Genomic DNA, 22,281 nt, shown 5'->3' with positions numbered 1-22,281 from the left:
CAGCACCCACATGTCATTGCTTGGCATCTTGTTAAAGAACCGGTTAAGCTCTCGCTCAACCGAGGCGCGTATTATAAAGATACTTGCCTCTGTGTCAACTCTTTTTTTCGCTTCGCTCGAGAGCGATTTGAAGGAAAGCGTTGACCCGGAAAATCTTATCTGCAACCTAAATCTCGTTAAATTGCATTTAAAATCAACCGGTTAAATCTTGCCAGACACTGTCATTTCTGAGGTTGCCTTGGCTTCACTTCGTTCGTTTCGTGCCGCGTTTTGGGCCGTCCCGTCTGAAGGAGATGCGCATTATAAGGATCCTCTCCTTCCCGTCAACACCTTTTTTAAATTAATTCAAAATTAATAAAAAAAGCTGCAGCGATACAACAATCACTGCAGCCCAAAAATGTTATTTGAAGTCGATCTCGTAGGTTCTGAAACCACCCTCTACGACATCAGTTAACAACACCTTTGGCAGACTAACCGCGAATGCCTGTGCCTGCTCTGAATTAGAACTCGTAAAAAGAACCTTCACTGAATCATTGATTGGCAAAAAACCCCAGTTATTATCAGACGAAGGGTCAAATCCTGTATCCGGGTTTTGCTCCGCCTGCTTGGCGATATAATTCGCCAATACTTGTCGGTTCTCATCCGGCGAATCTACAACAATACGACTGCTATCTACATTTGGGAATCTACCGCCACCACTTGCCCGATAATTATTCGTCACCACCAGGAATTGCTGATCCGCGACCACAGGCTGTCCCGCGTAATTCAGATTGACAATTCTTGATGCACCCTGATTCGCAATTGTTCCATCTGTGTTGTATTTTGCAGGCTGGGAAACATCAATCTGGTAAGTGACGCCATCTATAACGTCAAAATTGTAAGATGGAAATGCCGTGTTGATTAACGCCTGAGGAGTGGTAGCCTGAGGATCTATTTGATTAAACTGGCCAGCTGACATTTCCAACCATTCTTTGACTTCTGCCCCGGAAAGCATCAGCACTTTCACGGTATTGGGATAGATATACAAATCCGCTACATTCCTGTAGGCAACATCTCCCGCTGGTACGAAAGTATAGTCATCAGCCCCTTGTCGACCCGCCCGAAAAGGCGCTGCAGCAGAAAGAACCGGCAATCCTTCCAGTTCTGTACCTTGGACGATAGACACACCGTAGTCAATCTGGGCATCACTCACGATCTGGATAGACGGATCATCCTGAACTAATGCAAAGTAACTATTAACTTCAGCAGATATTTTCGCGAACGGCTCACTAACCCAGGCTGAGGTCGCTTCATGCTCTTCCGAAACAGCATCAACAATCGCTTGCTCTGGATTAACATCTGCAGACTGCCTTAACTCCACGGAGCTGCCCTTAACAGCCCAACTACCATCAGTAAAGGATAAGTCCAAATCAATAATACCAAGATGGTTTCCCCAGAATCCCGGCATCACAGCGGGCACACCATTGATGGTTCCATTCACATTATCTACACCTTGCCCTTCATAGCCATCATAACTTGCTCCACCAGGAAAGTTTTGATGCGCATGACCAAACATAATTGCATCGATACCAGCTACGGACGCCAAATGATAGGTAGCGTTTTCCTCCAGTTGCTGACGCTCGCCAATCATTAAACCTGAGTGCGGTATCGCTACGATCAAGTCGGCCCCCTTACGCTTCATTTCAGGGACATAACGCTCAGCCATCTCAACAATATCTTTCGCGATGACCTTACCATCGAGATTGGACTTATCCCATTGCATGATTTGCGGTGGCACAAAACCAATGAAGCCCACTTTAAGTTTCCGGACAACACCTGACTTGTCTTTGAATTGCTTATCCACAATATGATAAGGCTCAAAAACGGGCTGATCATTATCTGGATTGTTATCACCATCATCCCGGAATACATTCGCACTGATGTAGGGAAAGCCAGCATCATCAATAGATTCTTGCAAGAACTCGAGACCGTAATTGAACTCATGGTTACCGATGTTACCCACATCGTAGCTCATCAAATTCATCGCCTTGTAGACGGGATGAATCTCACCATCCTGCAACCCTTTTCGATTCATATAGTCCCCCATAGGACTCCCCTGAATCAGATCACCATTATCAACCAGAACTGTGTTTTCACTCTCATTACGTGCATCAGCGATTAATGAAGCAACTTTAACCAAACCAATGTTATTATCATCTTTACCCGTAAAATAATTGTAATTCATCAGGTACATGTGGATATCGGTGGACTCCATCAACCGAACCTCCATTTCAGTTCCCTCAGGCACTGAATTATCATCATCTGAGTCACACGCAGCCAACGCGACAGCCATAGCAAGTAGAGAAACCTTCCCAATACTTCCAAATTTCACAAGATACTCCCTAAATAGTTTTTACGGTGAAAAAATTAGAACAGGAAGTCTGTACCAGAGATGTGACGATTGGTGGTCTCATGAATCAAAGTTACATGACAAGGCGCTAGACATTAGTCGTAGAAGCCTTTGAGGGCTCAATATTTTCTTAATAAAAGCCAGCAGGAATAACAAAGCAGAAATACTACCAGAGGGACTCGATCGAATTAAAAATGTCGAATTTTTTGTAAAAAAAAGGCCGCCTAAGCGACCTTTTTATTCAAGCTGCGAGCTTAGATACGCTCCCACACAGTGGAGATACCTTGACCCAGACCGATACACATGGTGGAAACCCCCAATGTACCGCCTTTCGCCATCATGACATTCAACAGCGTAGTGGAAATACGCGCACCGGAACAACCCAATGGGTGACCCAATGCAATCGCACCACCGTTCAGGTTTACTTTCTCTTCAGCAACGTCAAGCAACTTAAGATCTTTCATAACAGGAAGAGACTGAGCCGCAAATGCCTCATTCAACTCCCAGAAGTCGATATCTTCAACTTTCAGACCCGCTCGCTTCAATGCTTTCTTGGTGGCAGGAACCGGGCCGTAACCCATGATCGCAGGATCACAACCGGCGGTAGCCATGGAACGAATTTTCGCGATTGGCTTCAAACCCAACGCCTGAGCGCGCTCTGCAGACATCAACAGCATTGCTGCAGCACCATCAGTCAACTGAGAAGACGTACCAGCCGTTACTGTTCCGCCTTTTGGATCAAAAGCAGGCTTCAACTGAGACAGCGATTCTGCAGTGGTTTCAGGACGGATTGTTTCATCGTTCTCGATCAGCACTTTGAAACCATTGTCATCATGACCTTCGATGGCAACGATTTCATTTTTGAATCGACCTTCAAGCGTCGCTTCGTGAGCTAGTCTGTGTGAACGGGCACCAAACTCATCCTGCTGCTTACGACCAATGCCGTGCATCTTCGCCAACATTTCTGCAGTCAGCCCCATCATGTTAGATGCTTTAGCCGAATACTTACTTGCAGCTGGATTGTGATCAAAACCCTGAGTCATCGGAACGTGACCCATGTGCTCTACACCACCCACTACAAAAACATCACCGTTACCCACCATAATGGCTTGTGCAGCAGTGTGAATCGCTGTCATCGCAGAACCACACAGACGGTTAACGGTTTGCGCAGATGAAGTGTGAGGAACTTTAGTCAGCAAAGAAATCTGACGAGCAACGTTGAATCCCTGCTCTAAAGTCTGGTTAACACAACCCCAGATTACATCTTCAACTTCATTTGGATTGGCAGCTGCATTGCGCTCAAACAACGCATCAATCAGGGCAGCCGACAACGTTTCAGCACGTACATTGCGGAAACAGCCGTTTTTCGCGCGGCCCATCGGAGTGCGCACGCAATCGACTACGACAACATCTCTTGGATTAAGGCTCATATTATTTCTCCGTTCGGTATTGTTTCAGCAATTAGCCAAAGTACTTCTTGCCAGCTTTAGCCATTTCTCTCATACCTTCTGTTGGGTGGTAGAGAGGCCCTAAATCAGCATATTTGTCTGCAATTTTGCAGAACTCTTCCATGCCGATTGAGTCGATGTAGCGCAGTGCACCACCTCGGAATGGAGGGAAACCAATACCGAAAACAAGACCCATATCTGCTTCTGCAGGTGTTTCAACAATGCCATCTTCCAGGCAACGAGCAGTCTCAATGCACAGCGGCACCATCATTCGCTCGATTATTTCTTCATCAGTAAACTCATTGCTGCCTTCGACTGCAGGCTTCAGCATTTCGTATACGGACGCATCAGAAACCTTCTTCTGCTTGCCTTTACGATCCAACTCGTAAATATAGAACCCTTTATCATTCTTCTGGCCGTAGCGCTCAGCATCAAACATGATGTCGATTGCAGTGGTACCCTCATGTTTCATGCGATCAGGGAAACCTTCTGCCATAACTTCACCCGCGTGCTTGGCCGTATCCATACCAACGACATCCAGCAGATACGCAGGCCCCATAGGCCAGCCAAAGCGCTCCATCACTTTATCAACTTTCTGGAAGTCAGCGCCGTCACGAACCAGACCAATAAAGCCACCAAAATAAGGAAACAGAATGCGGTTAACCAAGAAGCCAGGGCAGTCATTTACAACAACAGGGGTTTTACCCATCGCTTTAGCGTAGGCCACTGTAGTTGCAATCGCTTTTTCGCTGGACTTTTCACCGCGGATAACTTCAACCAATGGCATCATGTGCACAGGGTTGAAGAAGTGCATACCACAGAAATTCTCTGGACGCTTGAGGTTTTTGGCCAGCAAATTAACGGAGATTGTTGAGGTATTAGTAGTAACGATCGTATCTTCGCGTACTTGATCTTCAACTTCACGCAGCACGATATCCTTGACTTTAGGATTCTCAACAACCGCTTCAACGACCAGATCAACGCCTTTGAAATCACCGTAGTTCAATGTAGGTGTGATGCTGTTCAGAACATCTGCCATTTTGGCAGCCGTCATTTTTTTCCTTTCAACGCGCTTGGTCAGAAGCTTCTTGGCTTCAGACAGGCCCAGCTCGATACCGGCAGGCGCGATATCTTTCATCAGAATTGGCGTACCTTTAAGCGCGGACTGGTAAGCAACACCACCACCCATGATACCCGCACCCAATACCGCAGCAAGCTTAACTTCACCTGCGGAGGATTCCATGTCTTTCGCTTTTTTCTTCAGTTCCTGGTCATTAAGGAACAGACCAACCAAAGATTGAGAAACGCTGGTTTTTGCCATTTTGGCAAATCCTTTCGCTTCAACTTCCAGCGCTTTGTCTCGAGCCATGCCAGCGTGCTTTTGCATCACTTTGATAGACTCTACTGGAGATGGGTAGTTTTTACCCGCCTGACCTGCTACGAAACCTTTTGCAGTTTCGAAGGTCATCATGCTTTCCATCGCGTTCAGTTTCAACTTGCTGGTTTTTTCTTCGCGACGAGCTTTGTAGTCGACTTTACCTTCATTACACTGAGCCAACAAAGCCAGCGCTGCAGGAACCAATTGGTCTGCACCGACAACAGCATCAACTGCGCCAAATTTCAACGCTTCTGCTGGCTTGTACTCTTTGCCCATGCAAATCCATTCGATTGCATTGTCAGCACCGATCAGACGAGGTAAACGAACCGTTCCACCGAAGCCAGGGAAAATACCCAACTTAACTTCTGGCAGACCCACTTTCGCTTCAGTGGACATGACACGGTAATCAGTGGACAAACACATTTCAAAGCCACCGCCCAATGCGATACCGTTGATAGCAGTTACAGTTGGGAAAGGCAGATCTTCAATTTCGCTAAAGATCTTGTTAGCCGCCAGATTATTTGCAACCAGCTCTTCTTCTGGACCGGCAAACAATTCTGTAAATTCCGTAATATCCGCACCGACGATGAAACAATCTTTGGTACTGGTGACAACCAAGCCATTAATACCTTTTGCGGCTTTCAATGCATCAGTCGCAGCACCCAACTCTTCGATCGTGAGTCGGTTAAATTTATTGACTGATTCGCCCTCTAAATCGAAGTTAAGTTGCGCGATTCCACCTTCGATTTCTTTGACCGTGATGGCTTTACCTTCGTAAATCATCCACTGTTCTCCAAGCGTTATTTAGTAACTGAACGGCGCCAAAATATACCGATTCAGCATTAGTTTATAGTGTCCGCCAATCGCCCCCTGCACCAAAATTCATACAGGCGTTTGAATTGGGAGTGCAAACCATGAAAAAAAATCGCTCATTTGTCAATTATTTCCTTTCTGAAAATCAGATTTTTTTTCTATCCTCAAGCACCAGAGAGTGCCATCGATCTTAGATTCTACTTTATTATCAACATCTTATTTCGAAAGATCTCATTTAATAACAAATTTGTATATTTTTTGAACCAAGCTCAATTTGTAAACACAAATGGAAAGCAAGCACATAATTGGTGCACCCTTGATTTTGTACGTTTGCACCAGATTGAAGAGCAACTCAGCACCTCCAACCAAAACACCTTTTCATTCACTCCCCCCCAGGACAAATCAGAACCGCTTAAACCCTTCGTTCACCCCTTTTACCTAACTGGTTGTAAATAAAAAACAAAAAACTACACTTAACAAGATGCGCTTTAAATGGTTAGAATACCGGCGGATTTGAAGCACAAATAACGAATATCACCAATAAAAATAAAGACGGAGAGTTTAAATGAGGCTTTTTGCTCGACGAATTAAGTTAAGTACAGCTTCTATATTTTGCACGATATTTTTTCTCACAGCAGCACTGCAAGCGCGCGCCAACGAAGAACTTAATTCACTGTTGAAAGACATTAATGGCATTAGTGTCCACTCCTACCTTGCCGTCAATGCATACTATAACTACAGCGCAAATAGCGGCGACAAGAGCCTGCTACAAGACATCGTGGACTCTTTAAACGGGGTCAATGAAGCAACGCAGGCACTGGAAGACAATAGCAGCAAAGAAGTTTATCAAAGTGACGTCGAAACCATTTTAGACGAATTACAGACACTTAAAGAGTTGCTCAACACCAATATTAAGTTTGTCAAAGACGAAGGATATCCAGACTTACGTTTGTCCGATGACCTTGCCCGCCAGAACAAGGATATTACCGAAAAACTTGCACTGGTACAGGAGAAGATTTATATCGATGCGCCCCCCTTGAAGAGCACGCCACAACAAAAGTCGAGAGACCTGGCGCTCTTGGTTGCACAAATGATGACCAAGTATTCCGCTCGCAGCTCCTCAAGTGTTGCACAAACCTTTCAAGGCAGCGAAACGGACAAAACACTGGACCAGCTTGCACTCGACGTTGACTCTGTGCTGACTTCACTCGACAAAAGCGTGTCAGAGCCCGAAGCGAAAAAAACACTGAATGGCGCTCAAACAAAGTGGAAATTCATTCGGAACTCTTACGTTAACTACAACGACAATAACGTCAACTATGTCGTAAATCTCTACTCGATCCGAATGATTGAGAGCTTACGCGAATTAAGCGAACAACTTTGAGCGCGATCAAAACACTCGGCACCCCGTGACAATCACAGGGTGCTGAAGTTATTTTTCCAGATACTGAGCGCAAATTGCTCAAGTTCAGCAAGCTTAGCCAAGTCCTGAGTGTCTTCAAGCCAATAAAAGCGCACCGAACTCCCTGTAAACCCCAATCCTTTGATCAAGGCAGGACAATTCTGCACATCAATTATCAGCTGCTCCTGTTTTTTGGCTTCAATATTGAAGTTTTTCTCAACCACCCAGAGCTTTTCATCTCCGGTTTCTCCAGATGATTTATCGAGAATGAAACACTCAAAGTTTTTATTGGATACAGGCTTATGTCGGGCGGGGTTTGATGCGTAACAGATCAGATTAATTTCATACCAGTCACCATCCTGATCCTGCCTTTTCGTTTCGATATCCGTGAACCGGACTGAAAAGCCATCAACAAGCGCCCGGTTCCGTAGCGCCATTAAACGGCGCTCTTTAGGTGACGGCAATATCCAGAACGCAGACCCCATAAACGCTATCACTACAAAAAAGATAATGATTTCAATCACACAACCCACCTTTATTTGGCCCTAAAATTTTATTGTCGGCACTATAAACTATATTTAAGATAGAACCTAACAATATGACAAACCGTAACTGTACCGCAGGAGAAACATGAGTGACTGGTTATAAACGAATATTGGCTGCAGTCGATTTATCAGCGGAGTCCGAACAAGTAATCGCGAAAGCAAAGCAGATTCAGAGCAATTGTGAAAACACTTCACTACAACTGTTACACACGTTGGAACCGCTGGGTTACGCCTATGGTGGCGACATTCCGATGGATTTAACAGAAGTGCAAAATCAATTAACTGAGCATGCAGAATCGCAAATGAAAGCTCTCGGTGAACGCTACGGAATCAGCAACGACTGCCTTCATGTTGCGTTGGGCAGACCGGAAACCGAAATTCACCGATTTGCAGATGAACACAATATTGATTTGGTGGTAGTAGGTAGCCACGGCAGACATGGCCTGAGCCTACTACTTGGGTCGACAGCTAACGGTGTATTGCACGGAGCAAAATGTGACATATTGGCTGTCAGAATTCAGGAGCACTAATAATTCAGTAGCACTAATTAGACTGCTCCCCCTCCAGGGCATTTCTGAGCTTCTGCAATTGCGATTCGAGCGAGAAACTCACACTGGAAGACATTGAAAAGAAACTCAGAAGTGCTTTCAGGTTTGAATCACTCTCACAGGCAGTGTGGATACGCTGCCAGAGCGCCTGATTAACCAGTTGAAGCTGTTTATTTCGCTCGACCAACCCCTTAAGCTCCCAATCAGGCGGCGCATCCCCAGCTCTGTGATTGAAATACTGCTGAAGCAAATAGATCGAGACCGAGCGAAGAATAAATTCATCATTCGACGAAAAAGGCATATGGTGCACAGCCATCGGCTTCAGCTGAGAAAGTATCGGACAGCGACTGGTTGCCAGAATCAACCCGAGCAGGGATCTCAATCCCTCTTCTATCCCTGTACGCTTCTGATAAGATCGCTCAGCTACAACCACACTGACATCCACTTTCTGAAATGCAGGTTGCGAACGAAAATCTTCAACAACCTGCTTGATATCCAGTGCAGCAGGACAGTACTTTACTTCGGATGCTTTCATCGGGCAGTTGGAACATTGGCAGTGAGATAGAAGTGCCCACTCTGGTGCCGCACTGACACTCTCCTCATCTTCCAAATCTGCTCGATCCGGATCAACATCATAAGTGAGATCTGACCCACTATCGAATTTAAATATATATTTAACTTTCATATGGTATTAATGCGTTATATCGTGTCCATCAATTCACAAGAATCATTCACAGGCTAACGAAGATCGTTGCGGGATATTCCAAAGCGGACTTAACCAATTTGATCACCGGCCTCACAAAAAGCTTACAGGAATCGAGCGTAAATGTACCATCGATACACTCATATTTCAGTTTAGCCCAAACCTTCTCGTAGTCTGTTGTTTTTTTGCAAAATAATTACGAAATACGCCTAAATATTCAGGTTGTACGGATATCAAGGCATTTTCGAATCACTCTTCAGCCTCTAACTCAACCCAGCGCTCCATTGCCTGCTCCAACTCAGCCTCAAATGCAGCCAGACTATCCAGAGTTGAACTGACAAATTCATGATCTTTCTGATAAAAACCTGGATCATTTATCTCTGATTGAACGCGGTCTATCTCGGTTTCCAGCGATTCTATGCGGGCAGGTAACTTTTCGAGCTCAAGCTTGTCTTTATAACTTAATTTCTTACGTTTAGCGCCAGTTACAGCTGCAGCTTTAGAGGCGGGTTCCGAATCAGAGGCCGAGACCGGTTTCGCCTTGGATTTCACTTCAGTCGATACTGCAGAATCAGAGGCACTCTTGCGCTCTGAAGGAAACGCACCACCTTGCCTACGCCAGTCCTCATACCCCCCGACATACTCCTGGATATGCCCTCCCCCCTCAAATGCAAGCGTCGAAGTTACGATATTGTCCAGAAATTCGCGATCATGACTGATCAACAACAATGTACCCTGAAAATCAACCAAAGCCTCTTCAAGGAGCTCAAGAGTTTCTACATCCAGATCGTTAGTGGGCTCATCCAGCACCATAATGTTTGCGGGCTTACTGAACAACTTAGCCAGTAATAGCCGATTCTTCTCCCCACCGGATAAGGCCTTAACCGGCGTCCTCGCGCGCTCCGCGGTGAACAGGAAATTATTCAGATACCCCATGACATGCTGGTTAGACCCATTAATTTCAATAAATTCCCGTCCTTCAGCGATATTGTCGGCAACTGAACGCTCAAAATCCAACGCATCTCGAAGCTGGTCAAAATACGCAACCTCCTGATTGGTTCCTTGTTTTACATGGCCAGAACCAGGCTGAAGCTTACCCAGCAAGAGGTTAACCAATGTCGTTTTCCCGCACCCGTTTTCACCGAGCAATCCGACCCGGTCTCCCCGCATAATCACTGTAGAAAAGTTCTTTATCACGGGCTTGCCTTCAGTAAAGGCCATCGATACATCCGACAACTCAACCACGATTTTGCCCGACAAGTTCGCCGCTTCCATTTTCATGGACACATTTCCGACAACATCAATTCGTTGCTGACGTTCTTCGCGTAATGCCTTGAGTGCTCGAACGCGACCTTCGTTACGCGTCCTACGCGCTTTAATTCCTTTTCGAATCCAGGTTTCTTCTTCGGAGAGCTTCTTGTCAAAGAGCGCATTTTGCTTTTGCTCATCTTCCAAAAGTTTTCGCTTTCCCTCCAGGTAAGCTTCGTAGTTACCAGGCCAGGAGGTGAGATTACCTCTATCCAATTCTATTATTCGCGTTGCCATGGCTCGAATAAACGAGCGATCATGACTGACAAACAAAATCGAACCCTGAAATTGCAATAGCTGAGCCTCGAGCCAGCGAATGGTGGGTATATCAAGATGGTTCGTAGGCTCATCCAGAACCAACAAATCCGGTTGGATTACCAACGCTCGAGCAAGCAATACCCTCCGCTTCCAACCACCAGACAATGACCCCATTAATGTTTCGGACGGCAGCTGCAACCGATCAATAATATTTTCTACGGCATTATTCAGATTCCAGCCGTCCATCGCTTCAAGTTTACTCTGAACGACTTCGAGACGTGACATCGCATCATCAGACAAATCCTGCTGAATCAAATGATGGTATTCCGCTAACAATTCACCAACATTATCAAGTCCGCTTGCGACGACATCAAACACACTTTGTTCATCTAATTGAGGCATATCTTGCTGGAGAACCGCAATCTTTAACCCCTGCGTAACCCAGCGGGTACCTGAATCAGGAATCGTTTCACCTGCCAACACTTTCAGGAAGGAAGACTTACCTTCACCATTTCGTCCTACCAAGCACACCCGCTCTTTATTTTGCATCGAAAAATCAACATCATGCAAAAGGGGCTTCAATCCGTAGGCCAGGCAAACCTGATCAAAACGCAATAACGACATCAATACTCCAACTTATTCGCGAAAAAACTAATCTAGACTATCATGTTAATTCAGGAACCCCTAATAAATTGGCACTTCTGTATGCCTAACCTACGGATCTCTCTAGGAGTTTTACCTTGACTCGGACACTACTTGGATCAACTGCAGACAAACCTGATCTAGACTGGAGCCAGGTGCGAGAAACGATAAATATGCTCACACTCGCAGTCGCCCAAATTGAGGCCACAATGACAGATGGAGAAAAGTCTGTATCCGAACTAAGCGAGTCCTTCACGTATATCGCATCCAGAATAGCGGCACTATCCGAAGCGGGTGACAGACTGGAATCGAGTATAAATGATCAGTCAGATATTGAAGAAATTAAATCCGGTACTTGTGAAATTCATCAGCGGATCAATCAGTCAATCATGGCTTTTCAATTCTATGACCGCTTAACCCAACGGCTGCACCATGTGAAACGGGACTTGGCAGGCTTGAGTGAACTGATCAATGATTCCAGTCAGTTATACAATCCGAATGCTTGGCATAATTTACAACAGGACATTGCAGCAAATTATACGATGGAAGAAGAGAGAATTATGTTTCAGCACATAATGCAAGGCGCCTCAGTTGAACAGGCGCTTGAAATTTACCGCCATCACTTCACAGACGCTGACACACCCGGTGATGACAATACTGATGACGATGTTGAATTATTCTAGGTAAACACCTCTACCCTGTCACCCAGTCGAATAACTCCAGTGCCACGCTGCACCATATTTTGCCCGAAGCATATACCGTAATCATTCTTACGATAAGTTGATAAAGTCATCAGCGGCTCACGGCCTTTTTTACCCGTACTGGAGTCAACCGTTGTCATCACACAGCGACTACAGGGTTTGACGAGATCAAACTGGAGATCACCTATTTGAATGGATTTCCATCCATCTTCTTCAAACGCCTCGACACCATCGATAATAATGTTTCCCCTAAAACGGGATATGGGTACAGGCGTTGACAACCGGCCATTCAACTCAGCCAAGGAAGCTTCATTCAACAACAAAAGTGGAAAACCATCAGCAAAGCTGACACGCTGATCGGCAGCAAAATAAGTGCGATCAACCTGCCGAAATGTGGTCTCAGGCATGTACACAAAACGGACAGGTGCATCAAGGTAGTCGCTTAAAATATGGTTTGCATCCCCTTGATAAACCAAGGCATTAACCTGATCTGACCATACCGTAACACGCTCTGAGACTGCCACTTCCTCCGGGGATAATGTCACACTTCTCATTCCGCCAGGAAGGGTTATCTGAATTTCGTGCCCCACTTCATTCACTGAAATAAGTGAAAGCTCGGGTTTTTGTCTTTGAGTGATAAATTTACCCTGCTCATCAACCATCATCCAGCGACGATCCCCCTTCACCCCAAAACTATCTATTTCAACAGCTTCGGATTCGATTGCTGCAAGGGACTTTACTGGAAATCGATTTAATCCTGTGACCTGCATTTATCTTCCCTAGTCTTGTACACGGAATTTACAATGACTGGTTATACCAGTTATTAATTCAGCACGCCACGCCAGATTTAATTCTGCAACGAAACGCGAACGTCGAGATAAAGAAAACAGGGACGCCACTTTAATGGGAACCACTTTCCATTAATCGTATTCTTTTTGAATGAAATCCTGTATCTCGCGTGCCAACTCATCCGGTTGGAACTTTGATAGAAATCCATCACACCCAACTTTTTGAACCATAGCCTGATTGAAACTGCCACTTAAGGAGGTATGGAGAATGACATGCAGATTTTTCAACGCCGGATTACTCTTGATTTCGGTCGTCAAGCGATACCCATCCATCTCGGGCATTTCGGCATCAGTAACAACCAACAGCAATTTTTCGTAAACATCCTCCCCATTATCAACCCATGATTTGAGCAACTTGTAGGCTTCCATACCGTTGGTGCAGCTAATAACCTGCAATCCAAGTTTATCAAGCGTACTTTTGGCTTGAGCCACGGCAACGGGAGAATCATCAACAATTAAAACTTTTTTATGCGCGACCTTTTCAAACAACCCTGGTACAACGACATCTTCAGAAACATCCGTCGTAAACGGCACAATCTCCGACAATACCTTTTCAACATCAATGATTTCGACAATTTCATCTTTGTATTTGGTAATTGCTGTTAAGTAATGTGAACGCCCTGCTCCCTTCGGCGGTGGCTGAATCTCTTCCCAATTCATGTTCACAATACGATCTACACTACCAACAAGAAACGCCTGCACATTTCGATTGTATTCGGTAACAATTATGGTTGAATCCTGGGTGGGTTCTATAGGGGGAAGCCGGATAGCCATACTCAAATTGATAACGGGTACCGTGTGCCCTCGCAGATGAGTAACACCACATACGACCGGATGACGATGAGGCATCAACGTCAAATTCGGTAACTTGAGTACCTCCTGTACCTTGAACACATTTATAGCAAATACCTGTCGCCCCTTTAATTTGAACATCAACAGTTCAAGTCGATTCTCCCCGACCAACTGAGTCCTTTGGTCCACCGACTCCAGTACACCAGCCATTGCCGCCTCCAATAAAAAGGTAATACGCGCTTCTCATAGTTTTATTGCTTTATTGTAGCTCATAATAAGCAGAACGCTGCACAGGCCTGAAATCAAACACAAAACAATCGATTTAGGAGATTTAGGAGATTTAGGAGATTTAGGAGATTTAGGAGATTTAGGAGATTTAGGAGATTTAGGAGATTTAGGAGATTTAGGAGAAAAAATTGGAGCGGGAAACGAGATTCGAACTCGCGACCCCAACCTTGGCAAGGTTGTGCTCTACCAACTGAGCTATTCCCGCATAACTTGTTTCTAATCAATCATTTAGAAACTTTGTTTTTTCTCCTTGAGAGCTGTCGTCTCAAGATGTGGCGTATTATATGGAGGTACTTTCAGACATGCAAGCATTATTTTAATTTTTTTCAGTTTTCTTTAGTTTGGCTCAAACCGAATCTTCCCAATCACCAAAAACCAGCTATTCACTCACCCCAAATCACATGAACGCCGAGCTGGGTTCCCCCAAAACTCGGCCGGTATCAAGGTTAGTGCAAACCACATGCCCAACTGGGCAATAATACAACTAGGGATTTTCGACTTTAAGTTGGCCCAAAATCGCATCCAATACGCGCTTCCAAACCGCCCGCATGCGCTGCTCATCAATCTTGCCATCATTGATGATGCCATCATATTGCAGACTGTATACGGTACTGATAATAATCGACGCGTTTTCTTCAGGGGATTTGGATCCTAACTCTTCCAATAACGTAGCCAAGCTGTTGAGCCAAACACTACGATATTGTCGAGCCAAGGGTTTCAATCGCTCATCACGCAGGGATTCCAGCAAAAAAGCCTGCTCAGCCAGGATGTCATTTCGTCTGAATCTGATTTGCGCATGAATATACTGTGACCCTAAATCCAAAATCTGCGCAGACAGACGCTCCTGCAAATCAGCAGAATGAACCAATTCATCAAAATCATAAGCAGAAATCAGTTTACTGAGTTCAGTATAGAAAGATTCGATGTAGCGCTGGCTGTTCTCAGCAAAAAGCATGAATGCATCACTGATTAATTCATCGATATCTTTAAAATAGTAGGTAGTTGAAGCTAAGGGAACGCCCGCTTCTTTGGCGACTGCCCGGTGTTTTACACCACGAACGCCTTCTTTAGCAACAATTCGCAGCGTTGCTTCAAGGATCAACCTGCGTCGATGCTCACTTTTTGCACGAGCAGCCTTACGCCCCTGGTATTGAATCGAGTCTTGTAACGACTCACCACCACTGGTGGTTAGCACCTGTGTAGATGTTTGCATACTTTCTAATCCTTTTACCTTGCTTGGTTATATTTTGTAATTTTTTATAATTATCGAGCCTATCATATCAAAAATTAAACTGGTTTTATCGAACCAGTCCACTTTTTGTTCTTTTGCACCACTTTATATTGCAGTTTCTGACAATTTAGTTTGCAAGATCCGACAATTCATTTTGACTACGTGTTTTCAGAGTACTTCACACTGTCTATGAGATATATTCAAATTGATTGCTAACCCCTTCCAAATAGGCACGCTCCAAGGGAAGCGATTTACGGCCCAACATCCTGTTTCGCTGCGGCAATCGGCCAAATTGTTGCATTAGTCGGGCATTCATCCTGCCGATGCCACGAATATACCCTAACCAGCTGGTTCGAGAATATCGCATCGCCAGGTATTCCAATTGCTCCAGGCCCAAATCAAAGTCCTGAATAGACTCACTGCAAACTAATGGCAAACAGAAAATTGCTTTCTGGTATACGTGGGCATTCGATGCCATTATTTTTTCAAGATTACGACGAGCGTACTGCCGGGACGTTTTTTCATAGGAAAATTGAATTTTATTGCCCCTGAATATGCGCATAGGGAACTGCCCGTAAATAACAGACAATGCTAAGCACCCTTCGTCTGTATCATGCCAATGATCCAAGCCATGCTCAGCTGCCAATGTTAAGAGTGATAAAAAGTGGCGACGCACCAGGTAATCATTCCGCTTGTCTTTAACAAACCATAACTTCAAGCGATCCCCATCTGGCTCATCCGAAGATTCGCCAAACCACCACTGGCATACTTCCGCCTCAGAAAATGAATGTACCATCAAGTCTATACGCTCCATTATTCACCTATACGGTCATCCAATCTGGATTTTGTTCCGTATCATGTCAAACTATATTCGATAACATATCAGGAGTCCGGATTTGAAGCACAAGAATTTAACCGTGCTGTTTGCTCACGGTAGCAGCAACCCTCGCTGGAAGGAACAAATAGAAACATTGACCGCCTATGCGCGAACTCAACATGATAATGTGGAGGTCGCCTATATGGAGTTATGCTCTCCAACGCTGAGGGAAATTATTGAAGCACAAATTCACGATACAGCACAGAAGGACGACACCAATGGCGAAATACTCAAAACTGTACATTTAATTCCGCTTTTCCTCGCCACAGGCAAACACCTGGAGGAAGATATTCCAAGGCTTGCCAATTCGTTGGGTGCGGAGTTCAATATTGACATTAGTATTGCCGATGCGATTGGCCTGAACCCCATTCTAAGCCAAGCCATTAATGAAATTGTCGATGATCAACTCAAGCAACTGTCTGCCCCTTAACGTCAATGAGCCAGACCTGAACCGACTACGATCAATTTATGATGTCATCAAATACCACAATATCAATTCACACCATTGCATCGAATAGCCAGACTGAGTCCGTCAACCTGGGCATTAGCGCCTGCCTGACGGGACAACCAGTTCGCTTTAACGGTGCACACAAAGGCAACGAAGTTGATTACCAAACCCTGTCATTACATTGCAACCTCATCCCCGTTTGTCCGGAGGTTGGTTCCGGCTTGAGCGTTCCAAGAAACACGATTGATTTAATCTGGCCTCTAGGGGACTCCGCCCCACACGCCCAAAATAGACAACACCAAGGGATCAACCCGACAGATGAAATTAAAAATTTTGCCCACATATGGCTGGCAACACAACGACTCCATGGCTTCGTAGCCATGCAACGCTCGCCAAGTTGCGCCCTGTCCAGTGCGAAAATTTATCGCCCTGAATCAGATTCTCCTTTCTCAACAAGGGGTCGAGGGTTGTTTACGTCCGAATTAAAATACGCTTTCCCAGGGCTACCTACATATGAAGCTCAAGAATTAAGCAACCTTGATGCACTCTACCATTTGCTTGTTTGTGCTGAAGTTTACAAGTTGCTCACAACCGCGATTGTTGAACAGCACTCTCAAGACAAACTCCACCTCACGCTTATGCCCGTTCGCCATTACCTGCTCACCTGGCTCTCAGGCATAGGCGTCACACTCCCAGTCGCTCAAAACTGTCCAGATGCGCAACTAAGTACGCCGATCTTCGACCAACTGCGTGATTCAGATTCAAACTCAATTTCCCTTGCAAAGTTCAGCGAACTCAGCCGCCCGATGAGAAGTCGCTATGACTATGCACAAATACTCAAGGGAATGATCTCCGATCTTCCTGCTCGCAGGACTTTTGACCCCCGCACCGCGACTCCCTCAACTTCAGTTGCCACCCTTACCGAACGTTACAACCGAGTATCCGATCTTAGTCCGATTCCGCGTAAACTCCACCTACACAAATTGGCAGAAAGTCTACTATTATGAATATGGGTACCTAAAACATCATCTGTTAGCAAACAAATCCAAACCAATTCTGAAATTCAGTTTCTGCTCAGGGAGACTCTAAAAATGAGAAATATACTCATTACGGGAGGCACAGGTTTTATTGGCAAACAGCTCTGCCATCACCTTTCGGAACAAGGATTTACGTTAACCGTGCTGAGTAGGCAAAATCCAGAGACAATCCGAAGCACACTCCCGCCAAATACCCGAATTATCAACAGTTTGTCTAAAATTTCGGCATCGGAATCTATTGCCGGTATTATTAACCTCGCAGGTGAACCGATTGCAGATAAACGCTGGAGTGAAACACGAAAAGCGTTGATCAAAGAAAGCAGAATAGCGACAACGCAGAAAATTATTTCGCTGATGCAACGATTGTCAGAAAAACCAGATTTTTTTATCTCTGGATCCGCAGCGGGTTACTACGGCGATCAAAAAAACCAATCCGTAGATGAAAATACACCTCCTGTATCAGGATTCACCCATGATCTCTGTGCCGAGTGGGAACAGACTGCCCAACAGGCCGCTGAGCTAGGAATCAGAACCTGCATTTTAAGGACTGGCCTGGTGGTCGGCAAATCCGGTGGATTTTTGAGCAAAATGCTGCCACCATTCAAATTCGGCATGGGTGGCCCCATGGGCCCCGGAACACAGTGGATGCCATGGATACACCAAAACGACATCACATCGATCATTCTATGGCTTATTTCTAATCCGAACACTCGTGGTATTTACAATCTCACTGCCCCACACCCGGTTACCAATCAAGAGTTTGCCCGCTGCCTCGGAAAAGTACTGAGACGACCTGCTATTCTTCCCATACCAGAATTTATACTCAGATTAATATTCGGTGAAATGGCTATACTTTTCCTCGAAGGTCAGAAAGCGACACCACACAACCTCTTGCAACAAGGATATGTTTTTGAATTTGAATATCTGGAAGATGCATTAAACGACGCGACACGTAACTAATGTGGAATTATCCAAATTCCACAAGATTAAAACAATAATAAATCGGGCCAGCTACAAATATGCTGTATTGTCACAAGGCTCCATCAATATTAACCCTCCCATCAACTCTTTTTTACCGCCTCATCTTTTTTTGGGCCTGCATTGCCTACACAACATCGTGCGGCGCAAACGAGGATGAAACGTTAGCTCAAAAGCCAACGACAATCGTAGTCGGCTACACTGAATTCCCTCCATTTGAGTTTACCGATGAAGAAGGCAATCCCAGTGGCATATTCCTCGACCTCACCCGAAGAATACTTGAGTCAGAGGGAATAAAGGCAGAATATATATCACTTCCAATTAACCGACTTTATTTGTACCTCACTCAGGGTAAAGTTCATTTATGGCCAGGCTTATCGGATGTACCCGCACTTCAGAATGCCGTTCTCGAAACAAACGTTTCACCCATCGCGATCACACTGGCGCTGTTTCACACACACTTGAAACCCGCAGTTACAGACCTGTCACAACTGAAAGATCAGCGCCTGATTGTTGTGAATGGTTATACCTATGGCGGTTTGATTTATCAAATTTCAGACCCTGAGTCGGAAATCATCCCACTCTATGCCTCCAATCACTTGTCGGGCCTGCAAATGCTCATGAAAGACCGCGGTGATTATTTTCTGGACTATATCGAGCCGATTGAGGAATTAAACAAAAACCAGAGTTTTCCGGATATTGTCTTCAGCATCGTAAAAAAACGACAAGGTGCGTTCGTTGTATCAAAACTTGCTCCTAAACCTGAAGAACTCATCAGAAAACTTGAAAGAGGTTACACGGCACTGTTAAATTCTCCTAACTCGCAGATAGACCCCATTAAACTGGAAGAAAGAAAATAAGCATGCCCTACACAGTAAATTGCAATCAAGGTAAAACTCAACGATTCAAACGTACTGTCCTGTTTCCGCTGTCATCAGTCTTTCTGCTTGTGTTGAGTAGCTTTACGTTCGCCTCCGAAAAAGCTGAAACAGAGACGCTTGTTACACATCAAACATATCGTTCTTGTAGTGTTATTGCCAGCGAGATGCTTACAACTGTGCAGCTTCATCAAAAAGGCATACCCGTTGATACTCTACGAACAACGCTCCCCGGCTTGACCGAAAATGGCCTGAACCGGCTGAGCTTGTTATATAAGAAAATAGACAGCCAAGGCGCGCTCGCGGTTTACTCTCTCGCCAACTCTCAATACAGCCGTTGTGCAAAATCTGTTTTCGACAGACAAGGCAAACCTAAACCGCAGGAACCAGACTACCTCTTTTACTTTTGCTCCGGCGAAAACAAAATTAGGCATGAAATAATCCTTGCCCGAATGGTGAATGCCCCAATGCAGGACTTAATCAGACAGCTGCCACAAGGGCGTAAAGCCCTGGCACCCTATATTTACAATATTGTTAAAGAGAAAGATCTGAAAGCCGCGTACGATTTTTCGGCAACAGAACTGAAACGGTGTTTGAATCAATAATTTACAAATCTCATTACTTCGAAGCCTCTAGAGGTGGGACCGGCAACAAGTACCTGATCAGTATTTTTTACAAAATTGAAATCTTTTTATTGACAGCGAACTATGGGTTCCATATTATACGCGCCACATCGAGACGGCAGCACGCCAACCGATAAGTCCCATTCGTCTAGAGGCCTAGGACACCGCCCTTTCACGGCGGTAACAGGGGTTCGACTCCCCTATGGGACGCCAATTTCTAAAAGCCGATCAAGCATCTTGATCGGCTTTTTTTATGGTCGCAAATTATCAATACGGAAAATTTGCAGCCCCTTCAATCAATGGGCTTACGAATTATTAACAAGACCTCACATCACCACCTTTTTTTGACTACACTTAGATCAATCGAAAATTAAATTTCAACGAAAACAATCCCTGCAACTCAAAACTTAGTCGAAAATAACCCCAATTAAGCTCCACACCTCAGCCGGAGTCTGAGTATATGTCAGATAACAATGTCCTGCTCGCGAGACAGCCTATATATCATTCCGATATGACAATCGCAGCGTATGAGCTATTGTTTCGCCCTGAGGAAGGCGAAGATCTGAATAAATTTGACGGCAACATTGCAACCTCACGCGTTCTTCTGAATGCATTCACAGAGTATGATTTGGACGCGGTAACCGAGGGGAAGCCGGCTTTTATTAACTTTACCAAGGATCTCTTTTTCAGCCCGCCGCCATTCGACCCCAAACGCATTGTCATCGAAATTCTCGAAGACATTGAGGTTACAGAATCACTGATAGCGCAAACGAAATACCTCAAACAAAAAAATTTCGAAATTGCCCTGGATGACTTTGTGATGGATGAGCGTTATAAACCACTCATTCCACTCGCAAATTACATCAAACTTGAACTACCGGCGATGGATGAGGAGACCCTGAGAAGCACCATAAACTACTTCAAACCTTACCCTTGCACGCTTCTGGCAGAAAAAGTAGAGACGCAGACAGACTATCGTAAATGTGTTGATTTTGGATGCACGCTTTTCCAAGGGTATTTTCTGAGCCGCCCTGAAATAATTAAAGGCAGAAAGCTTTCGCCTAACAAATTGGCCGTACTACAGCTTATATCCGAAGTTCAGAACCCGGTGATTGATATCCCCGGCCTGATCAAAGTCATCAGCAGGGACACAACCCTCAGCTTTAAACTCCTGAAATTGGTAAACTCTGCCTCATACAGGCGAGTAAAAGAAATCAGCTCCATCCACATGGCGGTTATGATGCTCGGCATGTCCAAAATCAAAAGTTGGGCATCGCTGCTCGCATTAAGCAAACTGGACGACAAGCCAAAAGCAATTCAAATGTCATCGGTCATAAGGGCGGGCTTATGTGAGCGCTTGGCAAAATACTTCGGAGATGAATTTAAAGACCTGTTTTTTACCATCGGATTACTCTCGACGCTGGATGTATTTTTTGACACACCACTCAGCGAGCTGGTGAATGATCTACCATTAACCGACGACGTTGCAGCAGCACTGTTAAATTACAAAGGAAAGCCTGGTTTAGCCCTCCATACAGTGAAGAATTACGAAATATCACACTGGAAAGCCATACACTGGGACATACTCGGACGTTTCGGTATCACGCGGATGGAACTCAATAAAGCCTACATGGAAACCATAAAGTGGGCTAACAGCCAAGAATTTTAGGACATGACCAAGCAGCTGCGATCTATCATAAACTTTAGAGCCTATAACTGATCGCAGCTTCAATACCAGAATCAATGTTTTTCTGTCTCGTCATGACGATCCCGTTTAACACCTTCTCGTGCGAAACAGTATAAAATCCCTCCTGTAACCATCACTACCGCACCAACAGTTACCAAGCTAGTCATAATAATAGTATCCATATACATAATTCAGACCCTCTCTCAAGACCTACAGTTCTCAGTACAGTTTTAAAAACACGTACAGTTAAAAACCAAACTCATGATTCCAAGATACTCCTTTTTTAGTAGTGCATCTTGACCAGGGTCAATTGTCATTACATCATCTGTAAAGAAAACAAATTTCCAGATTTGTCTGGGTGAGCTGACGCTTTTGCAAAATAGTCTTGCGATGATATTTCGGTACAGATTCGAGAATTGTTGGGCAAGGTAAGACTCCCTAGTCTATTATTAGAGTGTT

Annotated in this window: 19 protein-coding genes and 2 tRNA genes; 10 read left to right on the top strand and 11 right to left on the bottom strand. The window is 44.9% G+C overall.

Annotation, left to right across the window (positions count from 1 at the left end):
• Positions 1–400: 400 nt before the first annotated feature.
• From OLMES_RS12390 to fadB, 3 genes are all read right to left on the bottom strand, one after another.
• Positions 401–2,371 (bottom strand): bifunctional 2',3'-cyclic-nucleotide 2'-phosphodiesterase/3'-nucleotidase, encoded by a 1,971-nt coding sequence (locus OLMES_RS12390; RefSeq protein WP_232465325.1) that lies wholly within the window; start codon positions 2,369–2,371, stop codon positions 401–403.
• 272 nt (positions 2,372–2,643) lie between these two features.
• Positions 2,644–3,819 (bottom strand): acetyl-CoA C-acyltransferase FadA, encoded by a 1,176-nt coding sequence (fadA, locus tag OLMES_RS12385; RefSeq protein ID WP_087461544.1) that lies wholly within the window; start codon positions 3,817–3,819, stop codon positions 2,644–2,646.
• 31 nt (positions 3,820–3,850) lie between these two features.
• On the bottom strand, positions 3,851–5,998 hold the full coding sequence (gene fadB, locus OLMES_RS12380) for a fatty acid oxidation complex subunit alpha FadB (RefSeq protein ID WP_087461543.1): 2,148 nt from the start codon (positions 5,996–5,998) through the stop codon (positions 3,851–3,853).
• Positions 5,999–6,593: 595 nt separating this feature from the next.
• On the opposite strand from fadB, the gene OLMES_RS12370 reads away from it, so the two are divergent.
• The gene (locus tag OLMES_RS12370; RefSeq protein ID WP_087461541.1) at positions 6,594–7,412 is read left to right on the top strand and encodes a hypothetical protein; all 819 of its coding nucleotides are present in this window, start codon (positions 6,594–6,596) and stop codon (positions 7,410–7,412) included.
• Between the two features lie 32 nt (positions 7,413–7,444).
• Here the strand turns inward: OLMES_RS12370 and OLMES_RS12365 are convergent, their stop codons facing one another.
• Positions 7,445–7,954, bottom strand: a complete 510-nt coding sequence (locus OLMES_RS12365) for a ligand-gated ion channel (protein WP_087461540.1) — start codon at positions 7,952–7,954, stop codon at positions 7,445–7,447.
• 110 nt (positions 7,955–8,064) lie between these two features.
• On the opposite strand from OLMES_RS12365, the gene OLMES_RS12360 reads away from it, so the two are divergent.
• Positions 8,065–8,505: a universal stress protein gene (locus tag OLMES_RS12360; protein ID WP_087461539.1), complete on the top strand. Its 441-nt coding sequence runs from the start codon at positions 8,065–8,067 to the stop codon at positions 8,503–8,505.
• A gap of 13 nt (positions 8,506–8,518) precedes the next feature.
• On the opposite strand, the gene OLMES_RS12355 is transcribed toward OLMES_RS12360, so the two are convergent.
• A complete protein-coding gene (locus OLMES_RS12355) occupies positions 8,519–9,208 on the bottom strand; it encodes a DUF6901 family protein (protein WP_087461538.1) in 690 nt (229 codons plus the stop codon).
• A gap of 267 nt (positions 9,209–9,475) precedes the next feature.
• Positions 9,476–11,416, bottom strand: coding sequence for an ATP-binding cassette domain-containing protein (locus OLMES_RS12350; RefSeq protein ID WP_087461537.1), 1,941 nt, complete (start codon positions 11,414–11,416; stop codon positions 9,476–9,478).
• 116 nt (positions 11,417–11,532) lie between these two features.
• Here OLMES_RS12350 and OLMES_RS12345 point away from each other — a divergent pair, with 116 nt between their 5' ends.
• On the top strand, positions 11,533–12,117 hold the full coding sequence (locus OLMES_RS12345) for a hypothetical protein (protein ID WP_087461536.1): 585 nt from the start codon (positions 11,533–11,535) through the stop codon (positions 12,115–12,117).
• Here the strand turns inward: OLMES_RS12345 and OLMES_RS12340 are convergent.
• The 5 genes from OLMES_RS12340 to OLMES_RS12320 all read right to left on the bottom strand — a co-directional run bounded on the left by OLMES_RS12340 (position 12,114) and on the right by OLMES_RS12320 (position 16,108).
• Entirely contained in the window at positions 12,114–12,905 is a 792-nt protein-coding gene (locus OLMES_RS12340; RefSeq protein ID WP_087461535.1) for an MOSC domain-containing protein, read from the bottom strand. The two genes, OLMES_RS12345 and OLMES_RS12340, sit on opposite strands and share 4 nt — an antisense overlap.
• Before the next feature lie 150 nt (positions 12,906–13,055).
• Positions 13,056–13,985, bottom strand: a complete 930-nt coding sequence (locus OLMES_RS12335) for a chemotaxis protein CheV (RefSeq protein WP_087461534.1) — start codon at positions 13,983–13,985, stop codon at positions 13,056–13,058.
• Positions 13,986–14,192: 207 nt separating this feature from the next.
• Positions 14,193–14,268, bottom strand: a tRNA-Gly gene (locus OLMES_RS12330).
• Between the two features lie 279 nt (positions 14,269–14,547).
• Positions 14,548–15,276 (bottom strand): TetR/AcrR family transcriptional regulator, encoded by a 729-nt coding sequence (locus tag OLMES_RS12325; protein ID WP_087461533.1) that lies wholly within the window; start codon positions 15,274–15,276, stop codon positions 14,548–14,550.
• A 205-nt stretch (positions 15,277–15,481) separates the two neighbouring features.
• Positions 15,482–16,108, bottom strand: coding sequence for a DUF924 family protein (locus tag OLMES_RS12320; RefSeq protein WP_087461532.1), 627 nt, complete (start codon positions 16,106–16,108; stop codon positions 15,482–15,484).
• Between the two features lie 82 nt (positions 16,109–16,190).
• Between OLMES_RS12320 and OLMES_RS12315 the strand changes: the two genes are divergently transcribed.
• From OLMES_RS12315 to OLMES_RS12285, 7 genes are all read left to right on the top strand, one after another.
• Entirely contained in the window at positions 16,191–16,601 is a 411-nt protein-coding gene (locus OLMES_RS12315; RefSeq protein WP_157678284.1) for a sirohydrochlorin chelatase, read from the top strand.
• Between the two features lie 38 nt (positions 16,602–16,639).
• Positions 16,640–17,626 carry a DUF523 domain-containing protein gene (locus OLMES_RS12310; protein ID WP_087461530.1) on the top strand — a complete coding sequence of 329 codons (987 nt, stop codon included), beginning with the start codon at positions 16,640–16,642 and terminating at the stop codon, positions 17,624–17,626.
• Positions 17,627–17,710: 84 nt separating this feature from the next.
• Positions 17,711–18,616: a TIGR01777 family oxidoreductase gene (locus OLMES_RS12305; RefSeq protein ID WP_087461529.1), complete on the top strand. Its 906-nt coding sequence runs from the start codon at positions 17,711–17,713 to the stop codon at positions 18,614–18,616.
• Positions 18,617–18,675: 59 nt separating this feature from the next.
• Positions 18,676–19,494, top strand: coding sequence for a substrate-binding periplasmic protein (locus OLMES_RS12300; RefSeq protein ID WP_087461528.1), 819 nt, complete (start codon positions 18,676–18,678; stop codon positions 19,492–19,494).
• Positions 19,495–19,496: 2 nt separating this feature from the next.
• On the top strand, positions 19,497–20,117 hold the full coding sequence (locus tag OLMES_RS12295) for a hypothetical protein (protein WP_087461527.1): 621 nt from the start codon (positions 19,497–19,499) through the stop codon (positions 20,115–20,117).
• A gap of 155 nt (positions 20,118–20,272) precedes the next feature.
• A tRNA-Glu gene (locus tag OLMES_RS12290) sits at positions 20,273–20,348 on the top strand.
• A 247-nt stretch (positions 20,349–20,595) separates the two neighbouring features.
• Entirely contained in the window at positions 20,596–21,804 is a 1,209-nt protein-coding gene (locus OLMES_RS12285; protein WP_087461526.1) for an EAL and HDOD domain-containing protein, read from the top strand.
• Positions 21,805–22,281 lie beyond the last annotated feature (477 nt).

It is taken from the genome of Oleiphilus messinensis (assembly GCF_002162375.1).
GTDB classification, from domain to species: Bacteria; Pseudomonadota; Gammaproteobacteria; order Pseudomonadales; family Oleiphilaceae; genus Oleiphilus; species Oleiphilus messinensis.
This window is presented reverse-complemented; position numbering and strand designations above follow the sequence as displayed.